Origin of the sequence: Streptomyces sp. NPDC057002, assembly GCF_042673825.1 — a bacterium.
Lineage (GTDB): Bacteria > Actinomycetota > Actinomycetes > Streptomycetales > Streptomycetaceae > Streptomyces.
The window spans coordinates 42,452-61,814 of the sequence record NZ_JBHURZ010000010.1 but is presented as its reverse complement, the minus strand read 5'-3'; the positions used below and the strand labels follow the sequence as shown (position 1 = coordinate 61,814).

At 72.2% G+C, this 19,363-nt stretch carries 17 protein-coding genes and 1 pseudogene; 12 read left to right on the top strand and 6 right to left on the bottom strand.

Annotation, left to right across the window (positions count from 1 at the left end):
- Nucleotides 1–157 precede the first annotated feature (157 nt).
- The 6 genes from ACFT32_RS37835 to argF all read left to right on the top strand — a co-directional run bounded on the left by ACFT32_RS37835 (nucleotide 158) and on the right by argF (nucleotide 6,974).
- Nucleotides 158–1,333, top strand: a complete 1,176-nt coding sequence (locus ACFT32_RS37835; protein ID WP_382498231.1) for a hypothetical protein — start codon at nucleotides 158–160, stop codon at nucleotides 1,331–1,333.
- Nucleotides 1,330–2,457 (top strand): caspase family protein, encoded by a 1,128-nt coding sequence (locus tag ACFT32_RS37830; protein WP_382498229.1) that lies wholly within the window; start codon nucleotides 1,330–1,332, stop codon nucleotides 2,455–2,457. The genes ACFT32_RS37835 and ACFT32_RS37830 overlap by 4 nt, the downstream gene beginning before the upstream one ends.
- Before the next feature lie 97 nt (nucleotides 2,458–2,554).
- Entirely contained in the window at nucleotides 2,555–2,791 is a 237-nt protein-coding gene (locus ACFT32_RS37825) for a hypothetical protein (protein WP_382498227.1), read from the top strand.
- A 96-nt stretch (nucleotides 2,792–2,887) separates the two neighbouring features.
- Nucleotides 2,888–4,588 carry an HEXXH motif domain-containing protein gene (locus tag ACFT32_RS37820; RefSeq protein ID WP_382498225.1) on the top strand — a complete coding sequence of 567 codons (1,701 nt, stop codon included), beginning with the start codon at nucleotides 2,888–2,890 and terminating at the stop codon, nucleotides 4,586–4,588.
- A 93-nt stretch (nucleotides 4,589–4,681) separates the two neighbouring features.
- On the top strand, nucleotides 4,682–5,905 hold the full coding sequence (locus ACFT32_RS37815) for an arginine deiminase (RefSeq protein WP_382498223.1): 1,224 nt from the start codon (nucleotides 4,682–4,684) through the stop codon (nucleotides 5,903–5,905).
- 61 nt (nucleotides 5,906–5,966) lie between these two features.
- A complete protein-coding gene (argF, locus tag ACFT32_RS37810; RefSeq protein ID WP_382498222.1) occupies nucleotides 5,967–6,974 on the top strand; it encodes an ornithine carbamoyltransferase in 1,008 nt (335 codons plus the stop codon).
- A gap of 7 nt (nucleotides 6,975–6,981) precedes the next feature.
- Here argF and ACFT32_RS37805 read toward each other — a convergent pair whose 3' ends face one another.
- Nucleotides 6,982–7,449: an ATP-binding protein gene (locus ACFT32_RS37805; RefSeq protein WP_382498220.1), complete on the bottom strand. Its 468-nt coding sequence runs from the start codon at nucleotides 7,447–7,449 to the stop codon at nucleotides 6,982–6,984.
- 310 nt (nucleotides 7,450–7,759) lie between these two features.
- Between ACFT32_RS37805 and ACFT32_RS37800 the strand changes: the two genes are divergently transcribed.
- Together ACFT32_RS37800 and ACFT32_RS37795 are read left to right on the top strand one after the other, a co-directional pair.
- On the top strand, nucleotides 7,760–8,587 hold the full coding sequence (locus tag ACFT32_RS37800; RefSeq protein ID WP_382498218.1) for an enoyl-CoA hydratase family protein: 828 nt from the start codon (nucleotides 7,760–7,762) through the stop codon (nucleotides 8,585–8,587).
- On the top strand, nucleotides 8,572–10,923 hold the full coding sequence (locus ACFT32_RS37795; RefSeq protein ID WP_382498216.1) for a bifunctional salicylyl-CoA 5-hydroxylase/oxidoreductase: 2,352 nt from the start codon (nucleotides 8,572–8,574) through the stop codon (nucleotides 10,921–10,923). The genes ACFT32_RS37800 and ACFT32_RS37795 overlap by 16 nt, the downstream gene beginning before the upstream one ends.
- On the opposite strand, the gene ACFT32_RS37790 is transcribed toward ACFT32_RS37795, so the two are convergent.
- The 3 genes from ACFT32_RS37790 to ACFT32_RS37780 all read right to left on the bottom strand — a co-directional run bounded on the left by ACFT32_RS37790 (nucleotide 10,920) and on the right by ACFT32_RS37780 (nucleotide 14,020).
- Nucleotides 10,920–11,489 (bottom strand): cysteine hydrolase family protein, encoded by a 570-nt coding sequence (locus tag ACFT32_RS37790; protein ID WP_382498215.1) that lies wholly within the window; start codon nucleotides 11,487–11,489, stop codon nucleotides 10,920–10,922. The two genes, ACFT32_RS37795 and ACFT32_RS37790, sit on opposite strands and share 4 nt — an antisense overlap.
- A gap of 80 nt (nucleotides 11,490–11,569) precedes the next feature.
- Nucleotides 11,570–12,382 (bottom strand): PaaX family transcriptional regulator C-terminal domain-containing protein, encoded by an 813-nt coding sequence (locus ACFT32_RS37785; protein ID WP_382498213.1) that lies wholly within the window; start codon nucleotides 12,380–12,382, stop codon nucleotides 11,570–11,572.
- Nucleotides 12,383–12,397: 15 nt separating this feature from the next.
- On the bottom strand, nucleotides 12,398–14,020 hold the full coding sequence (locus ACFT32_RS37780) for an AMP-binding protein (RefSeq protein WP_382498211.1): 1,623 nt from the start codon (nucleotides 14,018–14,020) through the stop codon (nucleotides 12,398–12,400).
- Between the two features lie 127 nt (nucleotides 14,021–14,147).
- On the opposite strand from ACFT32_RS37780, the gene ACFT32_RS37775 reads away from it, so the two are divergent.
- Both ACFT32_RS37775 and ACFT32_RS37770 read left to right on the top strand, forming a co-directional pair.
- Nucleotides 14,148–15,287, top strand: a complete 1,140-nt coding sequence (locus tag ACFT32_RS37775; RefSeq protein ID WP_382498209.1) for an acyl-CoA dehydrogenase family protein — start codon at nucleotides 14,148–14,150, stop codon at nucleotides 15,285–15,287.
- Nucleotides 15,284–15,682, top strand: coding sequence for a RidA family protein (locus ACFT32_RS37770; protein ID WP_382498207.1), 399 nt, complete (start codon nucleotides 15,284–15,286; stop codon nucleotides 15,680–15,682). Before ACFT32_RS37775 ends, ACFT32_RS37770 begins: the two co-directional genes overlap by 4 nt.
- Here the strand turns inward: ACFT32_RS37770 and ACFT32_RS37765 are convergent.
- Together ACFT32_RS37765 and ACFT32_RS37760 are read right to left on the bottom strand one after the other, a co-directional pair.
- A pseudogene (locus ACFT32_RS37765) lies at nucleotides 15,679–16,636 on the bottom strand (IS481 family transposase). The gene ACFT32_RS37770 and the pseudogene ACFT32_RS37765 sit on opposite strands and share 4 nt — an antisense overlap.
- A gap of 132 nt (nucleotides 16,637–16,768) precedes the next feature.
- On the bottom strand, nucleotides 16,769–16,963 hold the full coding sequence (locus ACFT32_RS37760; protein WP_382498206.1) for a DUF5999 family protein: 195 nt from the start codon (nucleotides 16,961–16,963) through the stop codon (nucleotides 16,769–16,771).
- A 242-nt stretch (nucleotides 16,964–17,205) separates the two neighbouring features.
- Between ACFT32_RS37760 and ACFT32_RS37755 the strand changes: the two genes are divergently transcribed.
- Both ACFT32_RS37755 and ACFT32_RS37750 read left to right on the top strand, forming a co-directional pair.
- The gene (locus ACFT32_RS37755) at nucleotides 17,206–17,646 is read left to right on the top strand and encodes a DUF6299 family protein (RefSeq protein WP_382498204.1); all 441 of its coding nucleotides are present in this window, start codon (nucleotides 17,206–17,208) and stop codon (nucleotides 17,644–17,646) included.
- A 117-nt stretch (nucleotides 17,647–17,763) separates the two neighbouring features.
- A complete protein-coding gene (locus tag ACFT32_RS37750; protein ID WP_382498202.1) occupies nucleotides 17,764–19,350 on the top strand; it encodes an ABC transporter substrate-binding protein in 1,587 nt (528 codons plus the stop codon).
- The last annotated feature ends 13 nt before the right edge of the window (nucleotides 19,351–19,363 follow it).

The window sequence follows — 19,363 nt, the reverse complement described above, 5'->3', positions numbered from 1 at the left end:
CCACATCCCCCCATTCCACTTGTGACGAAACCGCAGCCGGCGCGGGCCCGGGTACCGCGCCGGGCCCGCGGGCCTCATCCGTTTGTTTGCCTGGCTTCAACTTCCTTGTCAGGCTGGTACGTTGACATCGTCAGGGCAGTCGGGGCACGGGGGGCGCATGACCGCGGTCGTCTTCGTCCATGGGACCGGGGTTCGCGAGCCGGCCCACTCAGCGCTGGTGGGACGAGTGACGGCCGGACTGGCCGCACAGCGCCACGGGCTTCGGGTCCTGCCCTACTCCTGGGGAGCGGCACACGGTGCCACGCTCGCGGCCGACGGGGCGAGCCTGCCGCCCCGGTCCGGCACCACGCGCGGTCTCGGCGAAGGCCCGGCGGGGCCGGACCCGGGCGACCAGACGACCGCGGCATGGGCCGCCCTCTACGCCGACCCGTACGCCGAACTGGCCCTCGCCGCTGCCCGATCCGGCCCGGCCGTCGAACGCCCACCCGGCTCCGTACCGCCGCAGCAGCGCATACGGGCGCTGCTCACCGCTCTCGCCGCCCAAGGGGACGCGCCCGTCGCCGAGTTGGGACCCGGACTGGCCCGCGCCGCCACCGACCTGGCCGCCCACCCCCTGCTCGGCCCCGCCGCAGACGCCCTCGATGCGGCGGACCTCGCCGTTCTCGCCGCCCGCTCACTGACCGCCCGCCTCATCGCCGAGGCCCTCGACGCCGACTCCCCGCTCGTGCCGGTCGGCGAGACCCGTGACGCCGCCACCGACCGGATCGCCGAGGCCCTCGGCGCACCGCCCCGGGGCACGGAGCGAGGGCTGCGCTCCTCCCTGCTGCGGGCGGCCGGAGCAGTGGCCTCGCGTGCCGTCGAGCGTCGTCGGCGAGCCCTCACCGAGGCGGCCCACCCCGCCGCCGGCGACATCCTGCGCTACCTGAGCCGGGGCGCCGCCTTCCGGGACGGCCTGCGCACCCTCGTCGCGGGCCTGGAGCCGCCCGTCGCCGTGATCGGCCACAGCCTCGGCGGCATCATCGCCCTCGACACGCTGATCTCCGCCCCACTGCCGCAGGTCCGGCTCCTGGTGACGGCGGGCTCCCAGGGGCCCTTCCTCTACGAGTCGGGCTCTCTGCCGTCCCTCGAACACCCCGCGCCCCTGCCGTCGCACTTCCCGGCCTGGCTGAACCTCTACGACCCGCGCGATCTGCTCGGCTATCTCGGCGCGGCGCTCTTCCCCGGCCGCGTCACCGATGTCGCCGTCGACAGCGGTCAGCCCTTCCCCGCCGCGCACAGCGCCTACTGGACGAACCCCGCCGTGTACCGCCACATCGTGGACCACCTGCCGTGACCGGGTCGATGCCGTCCGTCGACCCCGCCCGGGTGCACGCCCTCGTCGTCGGGATCGAGGCATACGAGGCCGGGGACGCCTGGCGGCTGCCGGGGCCCGCCCGGGACGCCGTACGGTTCTGGCGACTGCTGCGGGACGCCGGGGTGCCGGAGTCTCAAGTGCGGCTGCACCTGGCCCCGTTGCCGCCGTACGACCCGCAAGTCCCTTACGGGCGAGCGGACCGGGCGACCTTGCGCCGGGCGCTCGTCCGCGAACTGTCCGCGGCGCAGGGCGACATGCTGTGGGTGTGGTGGGGCGGACACGGTGTGCTGGACCGGGCCGGGCGGCTCCGGCTCTTCTGCGCGGACGCGGGCGTCGCCGACAAGGTGGGCATCGACCTGGAATCCGCACTGGCCCGGTACGCGGGTGACGCCGTGCCCGGTCTGCGCGAGCAGATGTGGATCGTGGACGCCTGCGAGACCTTCGAGGAGGACCTCGCCTTCCAGGAGGCGCTGCCCGCCGACGCCCTGCCCGTGGGCCGGCCCAACCACGTGCACCGGCAGACCGTGTTGCGCGCCGCCGGCCGGGGCAGGGCGGCGGCCAACGACCCGGTCCGCGCCACCGGGCTGTTCTCCGACGTCCTGCTCGGTCTGCTGGCCGACCGGGCGGCCGTTCTGCCCGCGCCGCCCGATCCGGAGGAACTGTTTCCGGCCGTTCGGGCGCGCATCGCGGCCCTCAGGGAAGAGGGCCGTACTCTTCAGCATCCCGAGATCCGGCTCCAGGGCCCCGACCGTACGGAGACCCTGCCTCCGGCCGGACCGCCCGCCGCGCCGCGTCCCCTCGCGGCATTGCAGCGCGCGGTGGAGGCCCTCCTCGCCTACCCCCTGGTGAACGACCCGGACGAGCGGCAGACGGTCGTCGCCGCGCTGAACCCCCGTGTCACAGCAGCACTCCGCCGCCACAGCAGGGCACGCACCGACGTAGTCAACATCCTGGGCGGGCTCGCCCGGCGGGACCCGGAGGCACTGTGGGACCTGTTCGACGCCGTGGTGTCCGTCGACGACGATCCGGAGCTGAAGGTCGAACTGGCGGCCGCAATCGGCGAGTTGGCTTCCACTTCGCCGCGGCGGCGTGATCGGCGATGATCAGTGGCGTGATCGTACGGTTTTCGCCCCGGGGGGTATTGGTCATGATGGAAAGACACGGGGCATCGCGTGCCACCGTGCGAGAAGGGGGAGCATCTTGGACCAGCCGCCCGCTCTGCACCACACCGGAGCCGCCGCACCTGAACCGGTCGTCGCCGCCGCGGGGGCCGATGTGTGGGAATCCGATCTGGCGGACCTCGCGGCGCTGCCCCTGAGCGCCGTGGACGGTCTCCCCACCCTGCCCCCCACCACACGCCTGCTGACCGAGGTACTACGCGCCCGCAGCAGCATGAGGAGCGGCGAAGGGGGAGGCCAGGGCGCCCGAGCCGACTAGCCGCCGACCGCGTCCCGACGGCAGAGCCCCGGTGCGACACCCGCACGCGCACCGGGGTCCCCGCATGTCCGCCAACCCGACCGGAGGCCCGCGACGATGACCGAGCAGCACCTCGCTCCCTTCCGCATGCCGGACCGGCTCTTCGCGGAGCTGGCCGCCGGAGGTGGCTCCGCAGCGGCCGTCGCCTTCCTCGAACGAGCAGAACGCGCGCGGCGGTTGCTGCTCCTGCGCACTCTCCTCAACCATCTCGACGCCCTGCCCACCCCCCTCACCCCGGTCGCCGAGGCCTGGCGGGTGCTCAAGGAGGCGGCCGAGGAGTCGCCGGAGCCGGTCGAACGCCTGCTGCTGGCCCCGGCGACCGGCGGCTGGATCTCCCACATGCTGCGCCGGGTGCACGGCACGGCGACCGGGCCGCCGCTGTGGGCGGAGGCGGGCCACCTGTGTGCGCTGGCCCTCGCGGCCTCCTTGCACGCGGGCACCGAGACGGCCCTCGACGTCCCCCTCACCAGCGGGCGGCTGCCCGTGCCCGGTCTCGGCATGGTCAGACTTCCCGACGCGAAAGAGGGCTTGGCGGTCGGCCGGGCCATGACGTCGGGGGGAGAGCTGACCGTCGAAGGGCCGGGAAGCGCGGCCGTAACGGTGCGGGTGACGTGTCGCCCGCTGAGGCAGCACGCCGCCGCCGGGGCAGTGACAGAGGGGAGCAGCTGGCTTCCGCTGCGAGCCCTCACCCACACCGGCCCCGATGGCACGACGCCCGTCACCGTCGTACTCGAAGACCTCGACCCCTACCGAGACCTCGACGACCACCTGCCCCCGGACCGACTCGACGAGGACGAGGCACGGGAGTGGCAGCGGTTGTTCGGCGAGGCCGTGCGGATCCTCGCCCGCCCGGGTCCGCCGGGCACCGGGCGGGTCGACCCCGCCATGATCCGGGCGATCGTGCCCTTCGGACGCACCGCCGTCAGCCCGCCCCCGTTGCCCTTCGTCCAGGTGTCGGCCTCCAGTGGCGACTCCTTCGGCGGCATGCTCATAGTCCGCCCGGCCTCCGCCCTCGCCCTCGCGGAAACCCTGGTGCACGAGCTCCAGCACAGCAAGCTGGCCGCCCTCCTCCACCTGTTCCCGCTGCTGGAGGACGACCGGGCCGAGCGCTACTACGCCCCCTGGCGCACCGACCCCCGTCACCTCACCGGACTGCTGCACGGCGCGTACGCCTTCACCGGTGTCGCGGGTTTCTGGCGTGACCGGCTGGCCGGTGCGGAGGGGGCCGAGGCGGTCGAGCGGGCCGCCTACTTCTTCGCCCTGCGCCGCCTGCAGAGCCGCCTGGCCGCGCGCACCCTGCTGACCAGCGGCCGGCTGACCGTGCAGGGCCGCGCCCTCGTGTCCGGGCTCGCCCGCACCCTCGACGGCTGGCTGCGGGAGCCGGTCCCGCCGGCCGCGCTGGGCCGAGCCCGCACAGCCGCCGCACTGCACCGCACCGAATGGCGCCTGCGCAACGTCGCCCCGCCCTCCTCCGGATCCGCGAACCCCCGCTTCCGCCCCGACCGCACCTCCTGGCCCGACGTCCGCACCCACGCCTTCGCCGCCCGGCCCGTCGCCCCGCGCACCGCCGACGAGCAGCTGGCCGCCGGGGACGCCGCCGCCGCGCTCGCCCGGTACGCCGGCCAGCTCGCCACCGACCCCGCCGAACCGCACGCCCTGGCCGGCTGGATCGTCGCCCGTGCCGTGCTCGACCCGGGGCGGACGACCCGGCGGATGCTGGCCCGGCCGGAACTGCTCCAGCCGCTGCCCAGCGGATGACCGCGCCGGTTGTCGTCACGCAGACGCAAACAAGAGTTCGCGGAAACGCGCGAGCAGCGCGTCAACGGGCGCCCCGATGGTCAGGATGGAGGCATGGCATACCACGTCCACTCCGAGGCCGGGCGGCTGCGCCGCGTCATCCTGCACCGGCCCGATCTCGAGCTCAAAAGGCTCACCCCGAGCAACAAGACCTCGCTGCTCTTCGACGATGTGCTGTGGGTGCGCAGGGCCCGCGCCGAGCACGACGGATTCGCCGATGTGCTGCGCGACCGGGGCGTCGCCGTCCACCTCTTCGGTGATCTCCTGGCCGAGACGCTTCAGGTCCCGGCGGCCAGAACCCTCGTCCTGGACCGGGTCTTCGACGAGAAGGAGTACGGCCCCCTGGCCACCGACCACCTCAGAGCCGCCTTCGAGAACCTGCCGGCGCGGGAACTGGCCGAGCTCCTGGTCGGCGGCATGACGAAGCGCGAGTTCCTGGACGGGCACCCGGAGCCGACCTCCGTGCGGTTCCACGTCATGGACCTGGACGACTTCCTGCTGTACCCCCTGCCCAACCACCTCTTCACCCGCGACACCTCCGCCTGGATCTACGACGGCGTCTCCATCAACGCCATGCGCTGGCCCGCCCGGCGGCGCGAGACCGTGCACTTCGAGGCGATCTACCGGCATCACCCGCTGTTCCGGGACGAGACCTTCCACGTGTGGTCGGAGGGGCAGGCCGACTACCCGTCGACCATCGAGGGCGGGGACGTCCTGGTCATCGGCAACGGGGCCGTCCTCCTCGGTATGAGTGAGCGCACCACACCGCAGGCCGTCGAGATGCTCGCGCACAAGCTGTTCGCCGCCGGTTCCGCGGAGACGATCGTGGCGCTCGACATGCCCAAGCGGCGTGCCTTCATGCACCTCGACACCGTGATGACGATGGTCGACGGCGACACCTTCACCCAGTACGCGGGCCTCGGCATGCTCCGCTCGTACACCATCGAGCCGGGCGTCGGCGAGAAGGAGCTGAAGGTCACCGATCATCCGGCGGAGCACATGCACCGCGCGATCGCCGCCGCGCTCGGGCTGAACGAGATCCGGGTGCTGACCGCCACCCAGGACGTGCACGCGGCCGAGCGCGAGCAGTGGGACGACGGCTGCAACGTCCTGGCCGTCGAACCGGGCGTCGTGGTCGCCTACGAACGGAACGCCACCACCAACACTCACCTGCGCAAGCAGGGCATCGAGGTGATAGAGATCCCGGGCAGCGAGCTGGGGCGGGGGAGGGGCGGGCCGCGCTGTATGAGCTGCCCGGTCGAAAGGGAGCCCGTATAGGCATGCTGAGCTTCGTATAGTATTCCAGGAGTCTGTGTCCCCGTATCCCTGGAGCGCCCCCATGGCGACAGCCCCGAGCGCCCTCGCCGGCCGCCACTTCCTCAAGGAGCTGGATTTCACCGAGGAGGAGTTCCGCGGTCTGGTCGAGCTGGCCGCAGAGCTGAAGGCCGCCAAGAAGGCCGGGACCGAGACCCAGTACCTGCGGGGCCGGAACATCGCGCTGATCTTCGAGAAGACCTCCACCCGCACCCGCTGCGCTTTCGAGGTCGCGGCCGCCGACCAGGGCGCCTCGACCACGTACCTCGACCCGTCCGGCTCGCAGATCGGTCACAAGGAGTCGGTCAGGGACACCGCGCGGGTGCTGGGCCGGATGTACGACGGGATCGAGTACCGGGGCGACAGTCAGCAGAAGGTCGAGGAGCTGGCGGCGCACGCCGGTGTGCCCGTCTTCAACGGGCTCACCGACGAATGGCACCCCACCCAGATGCTGGCCGACGTGCTGACCATGACCGAGCACTGTGCCAAGCCGCTGACCGAGACCACCTTCGCCTACCTGGGCGACGCCCGCTTCAACATGGGCAACTCCTACCTGGTCACCGGCGCGCTGCTCGGCATGGATGTGCGTCTGGTCGCGCCGAAGGCCTACTGGCCGGCCGAGGAGGTCGTCGACCGGGCCCGCGCCCTCGCCGAGGGCAGCGGCGCCCGGATCACGCTCACCGAGACCCTGGACGACGGCGTCCGTGGCGCCGACTTCGTCGCCACGGACGTCTGGGTCTCCATGGGCGAGCCGAAGGAGGTCTGGGACGAGCGCATCACCGCCCTCGGCCCGTACGCCGTGACCATGGACGTCCTGCGCGCCACCGGCAACCCGGACGTGAAGTTCCTGCACTGCCTGCCCGCCTTCCACGACCTGGGCACCAAGATCGGGCGCGAGATCCACGCCTCGCACGGCCTGGCGTACCTCGAGGTCTCCGACGAGGTCTTCGAGTCGGCCCACTCGGTGGTCTTCGACGAGGCGGAGAACCGGATGCACACCATCAAGGCGGTCCTGGTGGCGACCCTGGCGTGAGCAGGCCTTACGCCGAAGGGCGCCGCTGAGCCGGCACCGCGGGCAGCCTGAACCACACCGCCTTGCCGGACTCGGTCGGCCGGTGCCCGCACGACGAGCTCAGGGCGCGGATCAGCAGCAGCCCGCGCCCGTGCTCCTGCCAGGGGTCGGGCGGCCCGCCGGCCGGGCGGGTGAGATCGCCGGGCGGGGCCGGGTCGGTGTCGTGCACCTCGACCTGACATCCCGACGGCATCAGCTCCACCACCAGCTCTATCGGAGCCTCACCGGTGGTGTGCTCCACCGCGTTGGCCACCAGCTCCGCCGTGAGCAGCTCCGCCGTGTCGCAGTCGGCCCCGTACTCCAGCTCGGCCAGCGCCGTACGGACCAGGGCACGGGCCACGGGCACCGCCGCGACGGTGTGCGGCAGCGCGATGCGCCAGGAGGCGGGGGCTGAGGGGAGTTCGTACAAGGCGGGTCCGTTCATGGAGCAGGACATCCTGCTTTCAACCTTATGAATGGTACGGCGCCGCTCTTCAGAGGCGTCCGAGGGGCCAGCGTCGGGGGGCGCCTTCGCCCCCTTGCCGGACGGCTTACCCAGGTGAACGCGGTGCCGCGCGCCGCTGCTCCCGCCGTTACGCCGGTGTGGATGATCTGTGACGGATGTGACCGGGCCGGGTCACCCCGGATCCACACAGAAGTCCTACCCGGACGGTCTATCGCGCACTCATGACGACAGTCACGGATGAGTGATAGCTTCGTGGGGTAGAGCTCAGTGAGACAGTGCCCGCCCGAGGAGGCCGCACGTCATGAGTCCCTTCACCGGCTCCGCCGCCCGCACCCCCCGCTGGGAGCACCTGCGCGTCGATCTCACCGACGGCGTCGCCACCGTCACCCTGGCCCGCCCCGAGAAGCTCAACGCGCTCACCTTCGGCGCCTACGCCGACCTGCGCGACCTGCTCGCGGAGCTGTCCCGGGAGCGGTCCGTACGGGCCCTGGTGCTGGCCGGCGAGGGGCGCGGCTTCTGCTCCGGCGGCGACGTCGACGAGATCATCGGCGCCACCCTCGGCATGGACACCGCCCGGCTCCTGGACTTCAACCGCATGACCGGCCAGGTGGTGCGCGCCGTCCGGGAGTGCCCCTTCCCGGTGATCGCGGCGGTGCACGGCGTGGCTGCGGGTGCCGGAGCGGTGCTCGCCCTGGCAGCGGACTTCCGCGTCGCCGACCCGACGGCCCGCTTCGCGTTCCTCTTCACCCGGGTCGGCCTCTCCGGCGGCGACATGGGCGCGGCCTACCTGCTGCCCAGGGTCGTGGGCCTGGGCCACGCGACCCGCCTCCTGATGCTGGGCGACCCGGTCCGGGCCCCCGAGGCCGAGCGCATCGGCCTGATCAGCGAACTGACGGAGGAGGGCGGAGCGGACGAGGTGGCCCAGCAGCTGGCCCGTCGTCTGGCAGAAGGCCCGGCCCTCGCCCATGCCCAGACGAAGGCCCTGCTGACGGCCGAGCTGGACATGCCCCTGGCGGCCTCGGTGGAGCTGGACGCGTCGACCCAGGCGCTGCTGATGAACAGCGCGGACTACGCGGAATTCCACGCCGCTTTCACGGAGAAGCGCCCTCCCAAATGGAGCGGACGGTGACCGCAATCCCTTCAGGGGCGCGGGGAACCGCGCGATCAGCCACGGACGGCCCGCACCCGCACCACGACAACAGCCACCCCCTACGCGTGGCGATCATCGGCGGCGGCCCCGGCGGCCTCTACGCCGCCGCCCTCCTCAAACGCCTCGATCCGTCCCGCGACATCACCGTCTGGGAACGCAACGCCCCCGACGACACCTTCGGCTTCGGAGTGGTCCTCTCCGACGAAACCCTCGGCGGCATAGAACACGCAGACCCTCAGGTCTACGAGGCCCTCCAGAGAGACTTCATCCGCTGGGACGACATCGACATCACCCACCGCAACACCCGCCACACCTCCGGAGGCCACGGCTTCGCCGCCCTCGGCCGCAAACGGCTCCTCGAAATCCTCCACACCCGCTGCCGCGACCTCGGCGTGGCCCTCCGCTTCCACACCGAGGCCCCGAAAGACCTCACGCAGACCCACGACCTGGTCATCGCATCCGACGGCATCCACAGCACCACCCGCGAGACGTACGCGGACGTCTTCCGCCCCCAGGTGACGGCACACCACTGCCGCTACATCTGGCTCGCCGCCGACTTCCCCTTCGACTCCTTCCGCTTCGACATCGCCGAGACCGAACACGGCGTGATGCAGCTGCACGGCTACCCCTACGCCCCCGACGCCTCCACCGTGATCATCGAGATGCGCGAGGAGGTCTGGCAGCGGGCCGGTTTCGACGAGCTCGACGAGACCGAGTCGATCGAACGCTGCGGCAAGATCTTCGCGGAAGCACTCGGCGGCCGCCCCCTGCGGTCCAACAACTCGGCGTGGACGACCTTCCGTACGGTCGTCAACGACCGCTGGTCGCACGGCAACCTCGTCCTGCTCGGCGACGCAGCCCACACCGCCCACTTCTCCATCGGCTCCGGCACCAAGCTCGCCGTCGAGGACGCCCTGGCCCTGGCCGCCTGCCTGGAGGAGCGGGACTCTCTGGAGGAGGCCCTGGCCGCGTACGAGGCGGAGCGGCGGCCCGTGGTCGCCTCCACGCAGCGCGCGGCCCGCGCCAGCCTGGAGTGGTTCGAGAACCTCGGCCTGTACCTGGACCAGCCGCCCCGCCAGTTCGCCTTCAACCTGCTCACCCGCAGCCGCCGTGTCACCCACGACAACCTGCGGCTGCGCGACCCGGACTTCACGGAGGCGGTGGAGCGCGAGTTCGGCTGCCCGCCCGGCACGCCCCCGATGTTCACCCCGTTCCGGCTGCGCGGTCTGACCCTGCGCAACCGGGTCGTCGTCTCGCCCATGGACATGTACTCGGCGGTCGACGGCGTCCCCGGCGACTTCCACCTGGTCCATCTGGGCGCGCGGGCGCTGGGCGGGGCCGGGCTGGTGATGACCGAGATGGTGTGCGTCAGCGAGGAGGGCCGGATCACGCCCGGCTGCGCCGGCCTCTACACCGGCCGGCAGGCCGAGGCGTGGCGGCGTATCACCGACTTCGTGCACGACCGGGCGCCCGGCACCGCGATCGGCGTGCAGCTCGGTCACAGCGGCCGCAAGGGCTCCACGAAGCTGATGTGGGAGGGCATGGACGAGCCCCTCGATGAGGGCAACTGGCCGCTCGTGGCCGCCTCCGCGCTGCCCTACAAGCCGTACAGCCAGACCCCCCGCGCGCTGACCCGCGCCCAGCTCACCGACATCCGTGAGCAGTTCACGGCAGCCGCCTGCCGTGCCGCCCGGGCCGGCTTCGATCTGCTCGAACTGCACTGCGCCCACGGTTACCTGCTCTCCGGTTTCCTCTCCCCGCTGACCAACCGGCGTACCGACGCCTACGGCGGCTCGCCGGAGAAGCGGCTCCGTTTCCCGCTGGAGGTGTTCGACGCCGTACGGAACGTATGGCCGGGGGAGCGGCCCCTGACCGTGCGGATCTCCGCCACCGACTGGGCCGAGGGCGGGACGACGGCCGAGGACGCCGTCGAGATCGCCCGGGCCTTCGCCGCGCACGGCGCCGACGCCATCGACGTGTCGACGGGGCAGGTCGTGGCGGACGAGCGGCCGGAGTTCGGGCGGTCGTACCAGACGCCGTTCGCGGACCGTATCCGGCGTGCCACCGGCGTCCCGGTGATCGCGGTCGGCGCGATCTCCTCCTGGGACGACGTCAACTCCCTGATCCTGGCCGGCCGCACGGATCTGTGCGCGCTGGCCCGCCCGCACCTCTACGACCCGCACTGGACCCTGCACGCGGCGGCCGAACAGGGCTACACGGGCCCGGGCGTCGCCTGGCCGGCCCCGTACCGCGCGGGCAGCCGCCGGCCCCAGACCGGCCGAACCGACGCGCCGAAACCGCGGTTGAGCATCTAGCCCGCGGCAGGCGTGAAGTCCGTCTCCTTCGCGTCGATGATCCGGGCGCCCATGTTGCGCTCCATCATCTCCAGGGCGGCGGAAGCCAGATGCGGGTGGATGGAGGCGACGGCGTCCCTGGGGACCGTGACCTCCAGATGGCGGATGTGCGCGTCCAGGGCCGAGTAGAGGACGCACTGCTCGGTGACCTGGCCGGTCAGCACGACATGCCCGACGTCCAGGCTCCACAGGAGGTAGGAGAGAGGGGTCTCGAAGAAGACCGAATGGCGGGCCTTCACCACGAAGAGCGACTCGTCGTCGGGTCGGATCGGCTCGATCAGGTCCGCGTGCGGCCGGGCCAGCGCGGTGTCCACGAGCTCTCCGTGGTGCGAGCGCCACAGTCCGAAGTTGTCGTTCGCGTAGACCACCGGCACGTCCGCCTCGCGGGCCCGGCCGATCAGCTCGGCGATGACCGGCACGACCCGTTCCACGGACGGCACGAGCAGCTCGGCGTCCTCGTGGTCGTACGTGTTGATCATGTCGACCACGATCAGAGCCGGCTGCGTCGGGCCTGCCCGCCGTTCCATCGCCTCCGCCGTCCGTCCGGGGCTTTCACCGTGCTGCCGAGTACCCGGTGGCCCGGTGGGCCCAAACGAGGGGACGCGATCTACAGCCCCACGAATTGCGCCCCCGCGTCCCGCAGCCGCTCGTGCAGCCCCCGGAACACCGCCGACGAGCGCTCCCCGGGCCAGTCCCGGGGGAGCAGCGCGGACGGCAGGCCGGGGTCGGTGTAGGGGAGGTGGCGCCAGGAGTCCAGGGCGAGCAGGTAGTCGCGGTAGGCCTCCTCGGGCGGGGTGTCCTCGCGCTTCTCCCAGCCGTGCAGCACGGGCGCGTGGCGGTCGAGGAACGCCTCGTGCTCCTTGGCGATGGCGGCCAGGTCCCACCAGCGGGTGACGGCCTCGGCGGTCGGCGCGAAGCCGAGGTGGCCGCCGCGGAAGAAGTCGACGTACCCGTCGAGCCGCAGCCGCTGGAGGGTGTGCCGGGACTCCTCGTACAGCCGCGCGGGCGCGATCCATACGCCCGGAGCGGCTGTGCCGAAACCGAGGCCGGCCAGCCGGGAGCGCAGCACGTGCCGCTTCTGCCGCTCCGACTCCGGCACGGAGAACACGGCGAGCACCCAGCCCTCGTCCTCGGGCGGTGCCGTGGCGTAGATGCGCCGGTCGCCGTCGTCGAGCAACTGACGGGCGTCCGGTGACAGTTCGTACCCGGCGGCACCCTGAGCGGTGCGGGCGGGCACGAGCAGTCCGCGTCTCTTGAGCCGCGACACCGAGGAGCGTACGGACGGGGCGTCCACACCGACCGCGGCCAGCAGCCGGATCAGTTCGGCTACCGGCACGGGGCCCGGTACGAAGCGGCCGTACGCGCCGTAGAGCGTGACGATGAGAGACCGTGGTGCATGCTGGTCGGACACGTTGATCATCTTAGGTCGTACGGCTCAATCCTGGTCGCCTTCGGTGCCGCCGTCCGGGACTCCTCCGGTGCGCAGCCGGAATCGCTGGAGCTTGCCGGTGGCGGTGCGCGGCAGCGCGTCCAGGAAGACGATCTCGCGCGGGCACTTGTACGGCGCCAGCTCGCTGTTCACGAAGTCGCGCAGCGCCCCGGCGTCCCGTTCCGCGCCCTCCTTGAGGACGGCGTAGGCCACCACGACCTGTCCGCGCGCCTCGTCGGGCCGTCCCACGACCGCCGCCTCCAGCACGTCCGGGTGCCGCAGCAGCGCGTCCTCGACCTCGGGTCCGGCGATGTTGTACCCGGCCGAGATGATCATGTCGTCGGCGCGGGCGACGTACCGGAAGTAGCCGTCGGGTTCGCGGACGTAGGTGTCGCCGGTGATGTTCCAGCCGCCGCGTACGTACTCCCGCTGCCGCGGGTCGGCGAGATAGCGGCAGCCGACCGGTCCGCGCACGGCGAGCAGCCCCGGCTGCCCGTCGGGCACCGGCCGGCCGTCCGTGTCCTGCACGCGCGCGTGCCAGCCCGGTACGGGCACGCCCGTCGCCCCGGGCCGGATCCGTTCGTCGGCCGCCGAGATGAAGATGTGCAGCAGTTCGGTGGCGCCGATGCCGTTGATGACGCGCACGCCGGTGCGTTCGTGCCAGGCCCGCCAGGTGGCCGCGGGCAGGTTCTCGCCGGCGGAGACGCAGCGGCGCAGGGACGAGACGTCGTGGCCGTCGAGCTCGTCGAGCATCGCGCGGTACGCCGTCGGCGCGGTGAACAGCACGGAGACCCGGTGCCGGGCGATGGCGGGCAGCAGCTGCTTCGGGCCCGCCTGCTCCAGCAGCAGGGCGCTCGCCCCGGCCCGCAGCGGGAAGACCACCAGTCCGCCCAGCCCGAAGGTGAAGCCGAGCGGCGGGCTGCCGGTGAAGACGTCGTCGGCGCGGGGCTTCAGCACATGCCGGGAGAAGGTGTCGGCGATGGCCAGCACGTCCCGGTGGAAGTGCATACAGCCCTTGGGGCGGCCGGTGGTGCCGGAGGTGAAGGCGATCAGCGCCACGTCGTCGGCCGCCGTCGGGACGGCCTCGTACGGCGTGCCGGGCGCCTGCCGGTTGAGCAGGTCGTCCGGGGCGTCACCGCCGTACGTCGTGATCCGCAGGTCCGGGATCTCGGCCTTGGCGAGGTCGTCGACGGCCCGGATGTCGCACAGCGCGTGCCGGACCCGGGCGATCTCGCACATCGTGCTCAGCTCGTGCGGGCGCTGCTGGGCGAGCACCGTGACCGCCACGGCCCCCGCCTTCAGCACGGCCAGCCAGCAGGCGGCGAGCCACGGTGTGGTGGGGCCGCGCAGCAGCACCCGGTTGCCGGGGACGACGCCGAGGTCACCGGTGAGCAGGTGCGCGATGCGGTCGACCCGGGCGCGCAGCTCGCCGTACGTCCAGGGCTCACCGGTGGGGGTGAGGAACGCGGGCCGGTCGCCGGGAGGGCCGTGAAGCAGTTCGGCGGCGCAGTTGAGCCGTTCGGGGTAGCGCAGCTCCGGCAGGTCGAAACGGAGCTCGGGCCAGTGGTCCGGGGGTGGCAGATGGTCGCCGGCGAAGGTGTCGACGTGCGCCGTGTCCCGTGGATTCATACGGTTCGCCCCCTTGGCGTGGTGGGCTCGCCCCTGGAGCGTATCGTGTTGGTGACGACAGTCAACGGTCCGCGATAGCCTCGGAGTGGCCCAGCCGGGAAGCAGGGTGGCGGAGAAGGGACCGGCAATGACCGCATTCTCGCTCGAACCGGCACAACTCGCCTGGTGTGCCGAGCTGCGCGCCCTGGCCGCCGAACGGCTCCGCCCGCTGGCCGAGAAGGGGGAACCGGGCCATGTGAACCGCGCGCTGGTCACCGAACTGGGCCGACTGGGCCTGCTCGGACGGCTCTTCACCTCCGGCGCCCTCGAGCTGTGCCTGATGCGCGAGTCCCTGGCCCACGGCTGCACGGAGGCCGAGACGGCCCTCGCCCTCCAGGGCCTCGGTGCCCACCCGGTCCATGCCCACGGCACCGAGCCCCAGCGCGCCCGCTGGCTCCCCCGGGTGGCCGACGGCACGGCGGTCGCGGCGTTCGCGCTGAGCGAGCCGGGAGCGGGATCGGACGCGGCGGCGCTGGCCCTGCGAGCGGACCGGGACGGCCCGGCCCGCTGGCGCCTCACCGGCGAGAAGTGCTGGATCTCCAACGCCCCCGAGGCCGACTTCTACACCGTCTTCGCCCGGACCGTCCCCGATGCCGGGGCCCGGGGCGTCACGGCCTTCCTGGTGCCAGCCGACCGCCCGGGCCTGACCGGCACCGGCCTCGACATGCTCTCCCCGCACCCCATCGGCGCGCTCGACTTCGACGCCGTACCGGTGACGGCCGAGGACGTGCTCGGAGAGGTGGACCGCGGCTTCCGGGTCGCGATGGGCACGCTCAATCTGTTCCGCCCCAGCGTCGGCGCCTTCGCGGTCGGCATGGCCCGGGCCGCCCTCGACGCGACCCTCGCCCACACCGCCGGGCGGGACGCCTTCGGCGGCAAGCTGAAGGACCTCCAGGCCGTGTCCCACCAGGTCGCCGAGATGGCCCTGCGTACGGAGGCGGCCCGTCTGATGGTCTACGCGGCGGCGTCCGCCTACGACGAGGACGCCCCGGACGTGCCCCAGCGTGCCGCCATGGCGAAACTGCTCGCCACCGAGACCGCGCAGTACGTCGTCGACACGGCCGTCCAGCTGCACGGCGCCCGGGCGCTGCAACGCGGCCACCTGCTCGAACACCTCTACCGCGAGGTGCGCGCCCCACGCGTCTACGAAGGGGCCAGCGAGGTGCAACGCGGCATCATCGCCAAGGAGTTGTACGCCGAGTCGTACGCCCACCAGGAGGCCCGGTGACCAGCGAGCGCGTCAACCCGCCCGACCTGTCCCCGCCGACGGGCTTCTCGCACGCCGTCGTGGCCTCAGGGTCGAGGGTGGTGTTCCTGGCGGGCCAGACCGCCCTCGACGCCGACGGCAAGGTGGTGGGGCGGACCCTGCCGGAACAGTTCGAGAGGGCGCTGGCGAACCTGCTGGCCGCTCTCGAGGCGGCCGGCGGCACACCGTCCGACCTCGCCCGCGTCACCGTCTACGCCACGGACGTCGCCGCGTACCGCGCCCACGCATCCCAACTGGGGCGGCTGTGGCACGAGGCGGCCGGGCGGGACTATCCCGCCATGGCGGTCGTCGAGGTCGTCCGGCTGTGGGACGAAGAGGCGATGGTCGAACTCGACGGCTTCGCGGTGCTGCCCTAGGTGTGCTGTTCGGAGAGGTTGGTGACGCGGCTGGCTGGTGTTTGGCCGCTGATGCCGGTGTGGGGTCGGTGGTAGTTGTACCAGTCCAGCCAGTCGGGAAACGCTGCCTGTCGTTCGGTATCTGAGGTGTAGGGCCGCTGGTAGGCCCACTCGTCGAGCAGGGTGCGGTGGAAGCGTTCGACCTTGCCGTTGGTCTGGGGCCGCCAGGCGCGGGTCCAGCGCGGACTGATGCCCAGCTCACGACATGTGTCGCGCCAGGTGTTCTTGGTGTAGGCCCAGGCGTTGTCGGTCAGCACGCGCTCGACGGTGACGCCCTGGCTGGCGAACCAGGCGGTGGCCCGGCGCAGAAAGCCGGCGCAAGTGGCGGCTTTCTCGTCGGGCAGGTCCTCGGTGTAGGCCAGGCGGGAGTGGTCGTCCAGGGCGGTGTGCAGGCAGGCGTATCCGGTCCCGTTGCGGCGGTCCTGGTTTGCCCGGCCGGCTGCCCGGCCGAGGACCTTGTGGCCGCCGCCGTCGGGGATGCGTCCGAGTTTCTTGACGTCGATATGGAGCAGTTCACCGGGCCGGGCACGCTCGTAGCGGCGGACGGGTTCGCCGGTGGCCCGGTCGCAGGCCGCGAGCGCAGGCAGGCCGCGGCGGACGAGGATGCGGTGGGCGGTGGAGGCGGCGATGTCGCAGCGGGCGGCCAGCCGCACCGGTCCGATGCTCGCGCCGCAGGCGCACGACCCGTTCCTCGATGGCATCCGGAGTGCGGCCGGGCTGGTGGTGCGGGCGGCTGGAGCGGTCCTGCATCCCGGCGGACCCGTGCTTGCGGTAGCGGCCTGCCCAGCGTGCTGCGGTGGTGTGGCTGACCTGGAAGCGTTCGGCGGCCCGGCGCAGCGGCCATCCCTCGTCGACGACACACCGGGCCAGACGCAGCCTGCCGGTCGCGGTCAGCGGGGCGTTACGGTGGAACAACGAGGGCCTCCTGGTAACCGGTTGTAGATGTCGCAATCCACACCGAACCCAGAGGCCCTCGCCTCGTTCAAGGACCACTCAAGGTGTGTCGCCTGTCACCAACGTCCCCGGACAGCACACCTAGGGCCGCTCTCAGGCCGCGACGGCCAGCCCCTGCGTCGGCACCCGGTGCGGCTCCACCACACGTCCGTCGGGCAGCAGCTCACCGGTGTCGTCGAAGACGACCGCCCCGTCGCACAGCAGGCTCCAGCCCTGCTCGGGGTGGGCGGCGACGACATGCGCCGAGGAGGAGTCGGTCGCGGGGCACTGGGTCTGGTGGGCACACATGGCGCACCTCCACGTCGGTAGGGCCATCCGGAGGATTCGTATGACTCTTACGTACAGACCATGCTCCTGACTCGAACTCATCGGAACGGCTCGTCAGGAAGCGTGACACGCCCCGGACATTCCCCGGACCGTTCCACGACGGTCGGTGCCGGCCCGCCACCGAAGGAGTGAGGGGCCCGGGCGTCGCCCCGGGCGCCGGGTACGAGTGGAACAAAAACCACTCCTTTCGGGAGGTTCCCCCCATGCGTGTACGTCCCCTGCTCGGTGCGACGGCCGGTGCCGCGCTGCTCCTGCTCACCGGCGCCACCGCGGCACCCGCCACCGCGTCCGCCGCGGCCCCCTACGAGGCCGTGACGGTCGACGCGGTGGGCCGGATCACCGCCGACGGCACCGTCACCCTCTCCGGCACCTACCGCTGCCGGAGCGCCGTCGGCCCGGTCTTCGTCAGCTCCTCCGTGAGCCAGGGCGTCTCCACCACCCGCTACGGCATCGGCGGCACCCGGGCCGTGTGCGACGGGGTGAAGCACCGCTGGGCCAACACGGGCCGGCCCAGGCCCGGCGTGCTCGCGCCCGGAGCGGCCCACGTCGAGGCCACCCTGATGGAACTGCGCACCTTCAGCGGACTGCCGCTGCCCAGCTTCCACGCGGTCCACGGACGGGACATCTCCCTGACCCGGCCCTGAGCGCGGGCCGGTGACCTGGGCCTCCCGCACCGCGGTGGTGCGCGGAGGCCCTCTTTGACTGTTTAATTGCGAGGCCTGTGCAAGAACTTGACTACAGCAACAACGGGGTGAGGTCATATGTCGACCCGTCGGATACGAGGAGCCGCCGCCACGGCGGCGCTGGCCGCGGCGGTCACCGCCTGCTCGGCCCCCAGCAGCGGCGGCGAGGGCGACGCCAAGTCCGGATCCGTCGTCATCGGGGTGGCCTCCGAGCCGGACACCCTCAGCCCGCTGCTCGGCTACGGCAAGGACGGCAACTCCAAGATCTTCGACGGGCTGCTCGCCCGCGACGCCGGCCTGAAGTTGAAGCCCGCCCTCGCGGCGGCGCTCCCCGAGGTCGCCGACGGCGGCCGCACCTACACCTACAGGCTGCGCGACGGGGTGGAGTTCAGCGACGGCGAGCCCCTGACGGCCGCCGACGTCGTCTACACGTACCGGACCGCCCTCGACGCCAAGACCAACAACACCTTCAAGAGCGAGCTGGACGCCGTCAAGGAGGTCAAGGCGAGCGGCGACGACAAGGTCGTCTTCACCCTCAAGTACCCCTACGCCGCCTTCGCCGCCCGCACCGTGCTGCCCATCGTCCCCGAGCACATCGCCGGAGAGCAGGACCCCAACACCGGCGCCTTCAACACCGAGCCCGTCGGCACCGGCCCGTACGTCCTCTCCAAGTGGAGCAAGGGCGAGAAGCTCACCTTCAAGGCCAACCCCCGCTACTGGGGAGGCAAGCCGAAGGTGAAGACCTTCACCATGGCGGTCATCGCCGACGACAACGTACGCGCCACCCGGCTGCGCTCCGGCGACCTCGACGGCGCGGTCCTCCCGCCCAACCTCGCCGCCACGTTCAAGAGCGACGAGGGCAGGCGCACGTACGAGGCCAGGTCCTACGACTTCCGGGCCGTCACCCTCCCCACCCCGAACAAGGTCACCGGCGACCGCGCCGTCCGGCAGGCCCTCGACGCCGCCGTGGACCGCGAGGCGATGGTCGGCAAGATCCTCGACGGCGCCGGCCGCCCGGCCTACGGGCCGCTGCCCGTCGACGACCCCGCCTTCACCAAGGCCATCGAGCGCTCCCAGGACCTCGGCAAGGCCAGGAGGATCCTGGACGAGGCAGGCTGGAAGCCCGCCGGGGACGGCATCCGCGCCAAGGACGGACAGCGGGCGTCCTTCACCCTCCTCTACCCCTCCGGCGACAAGGTCCGCCAGGACCACGCCCTCGCCTACGCCTCCGACGCCAAGAAGGCCGGCATCGAGGTGAAGGCGGAGAGCGCCACCTGGGAGGTCATCGAGCCGCGGATGAAGAACACCGCCGTTCTCGCGGGCTTCGGCAGCACCGGCGACCCCGACTTCGGCCTGTACACCCTGCTGCACTCCTCCCTCGCCGGCGACGGCTTCAACAACATGGCCCGCTACGACAACCCGGCCGTGGACCGCGCCCTCGACAACGGCCGCCGCGGCCAGGACCCGGCGGAGCGCACGGCCGCCTACGACAAGCTCCAGCGCGCCCTGGTCCAGGACCCCGGCTACACCTTCCTCACCCACATCGACCACCTCTACGTCCTGGCCGACCGCTGGGACGGCCTGAGCACCCAGCTCGAACCGCACGAGCACGGCTTCGCCAGCGGCCCCTGGTGGAACATCGAGGACTGGCAGCCGAAGAAGTGAACCGACTCCCCTG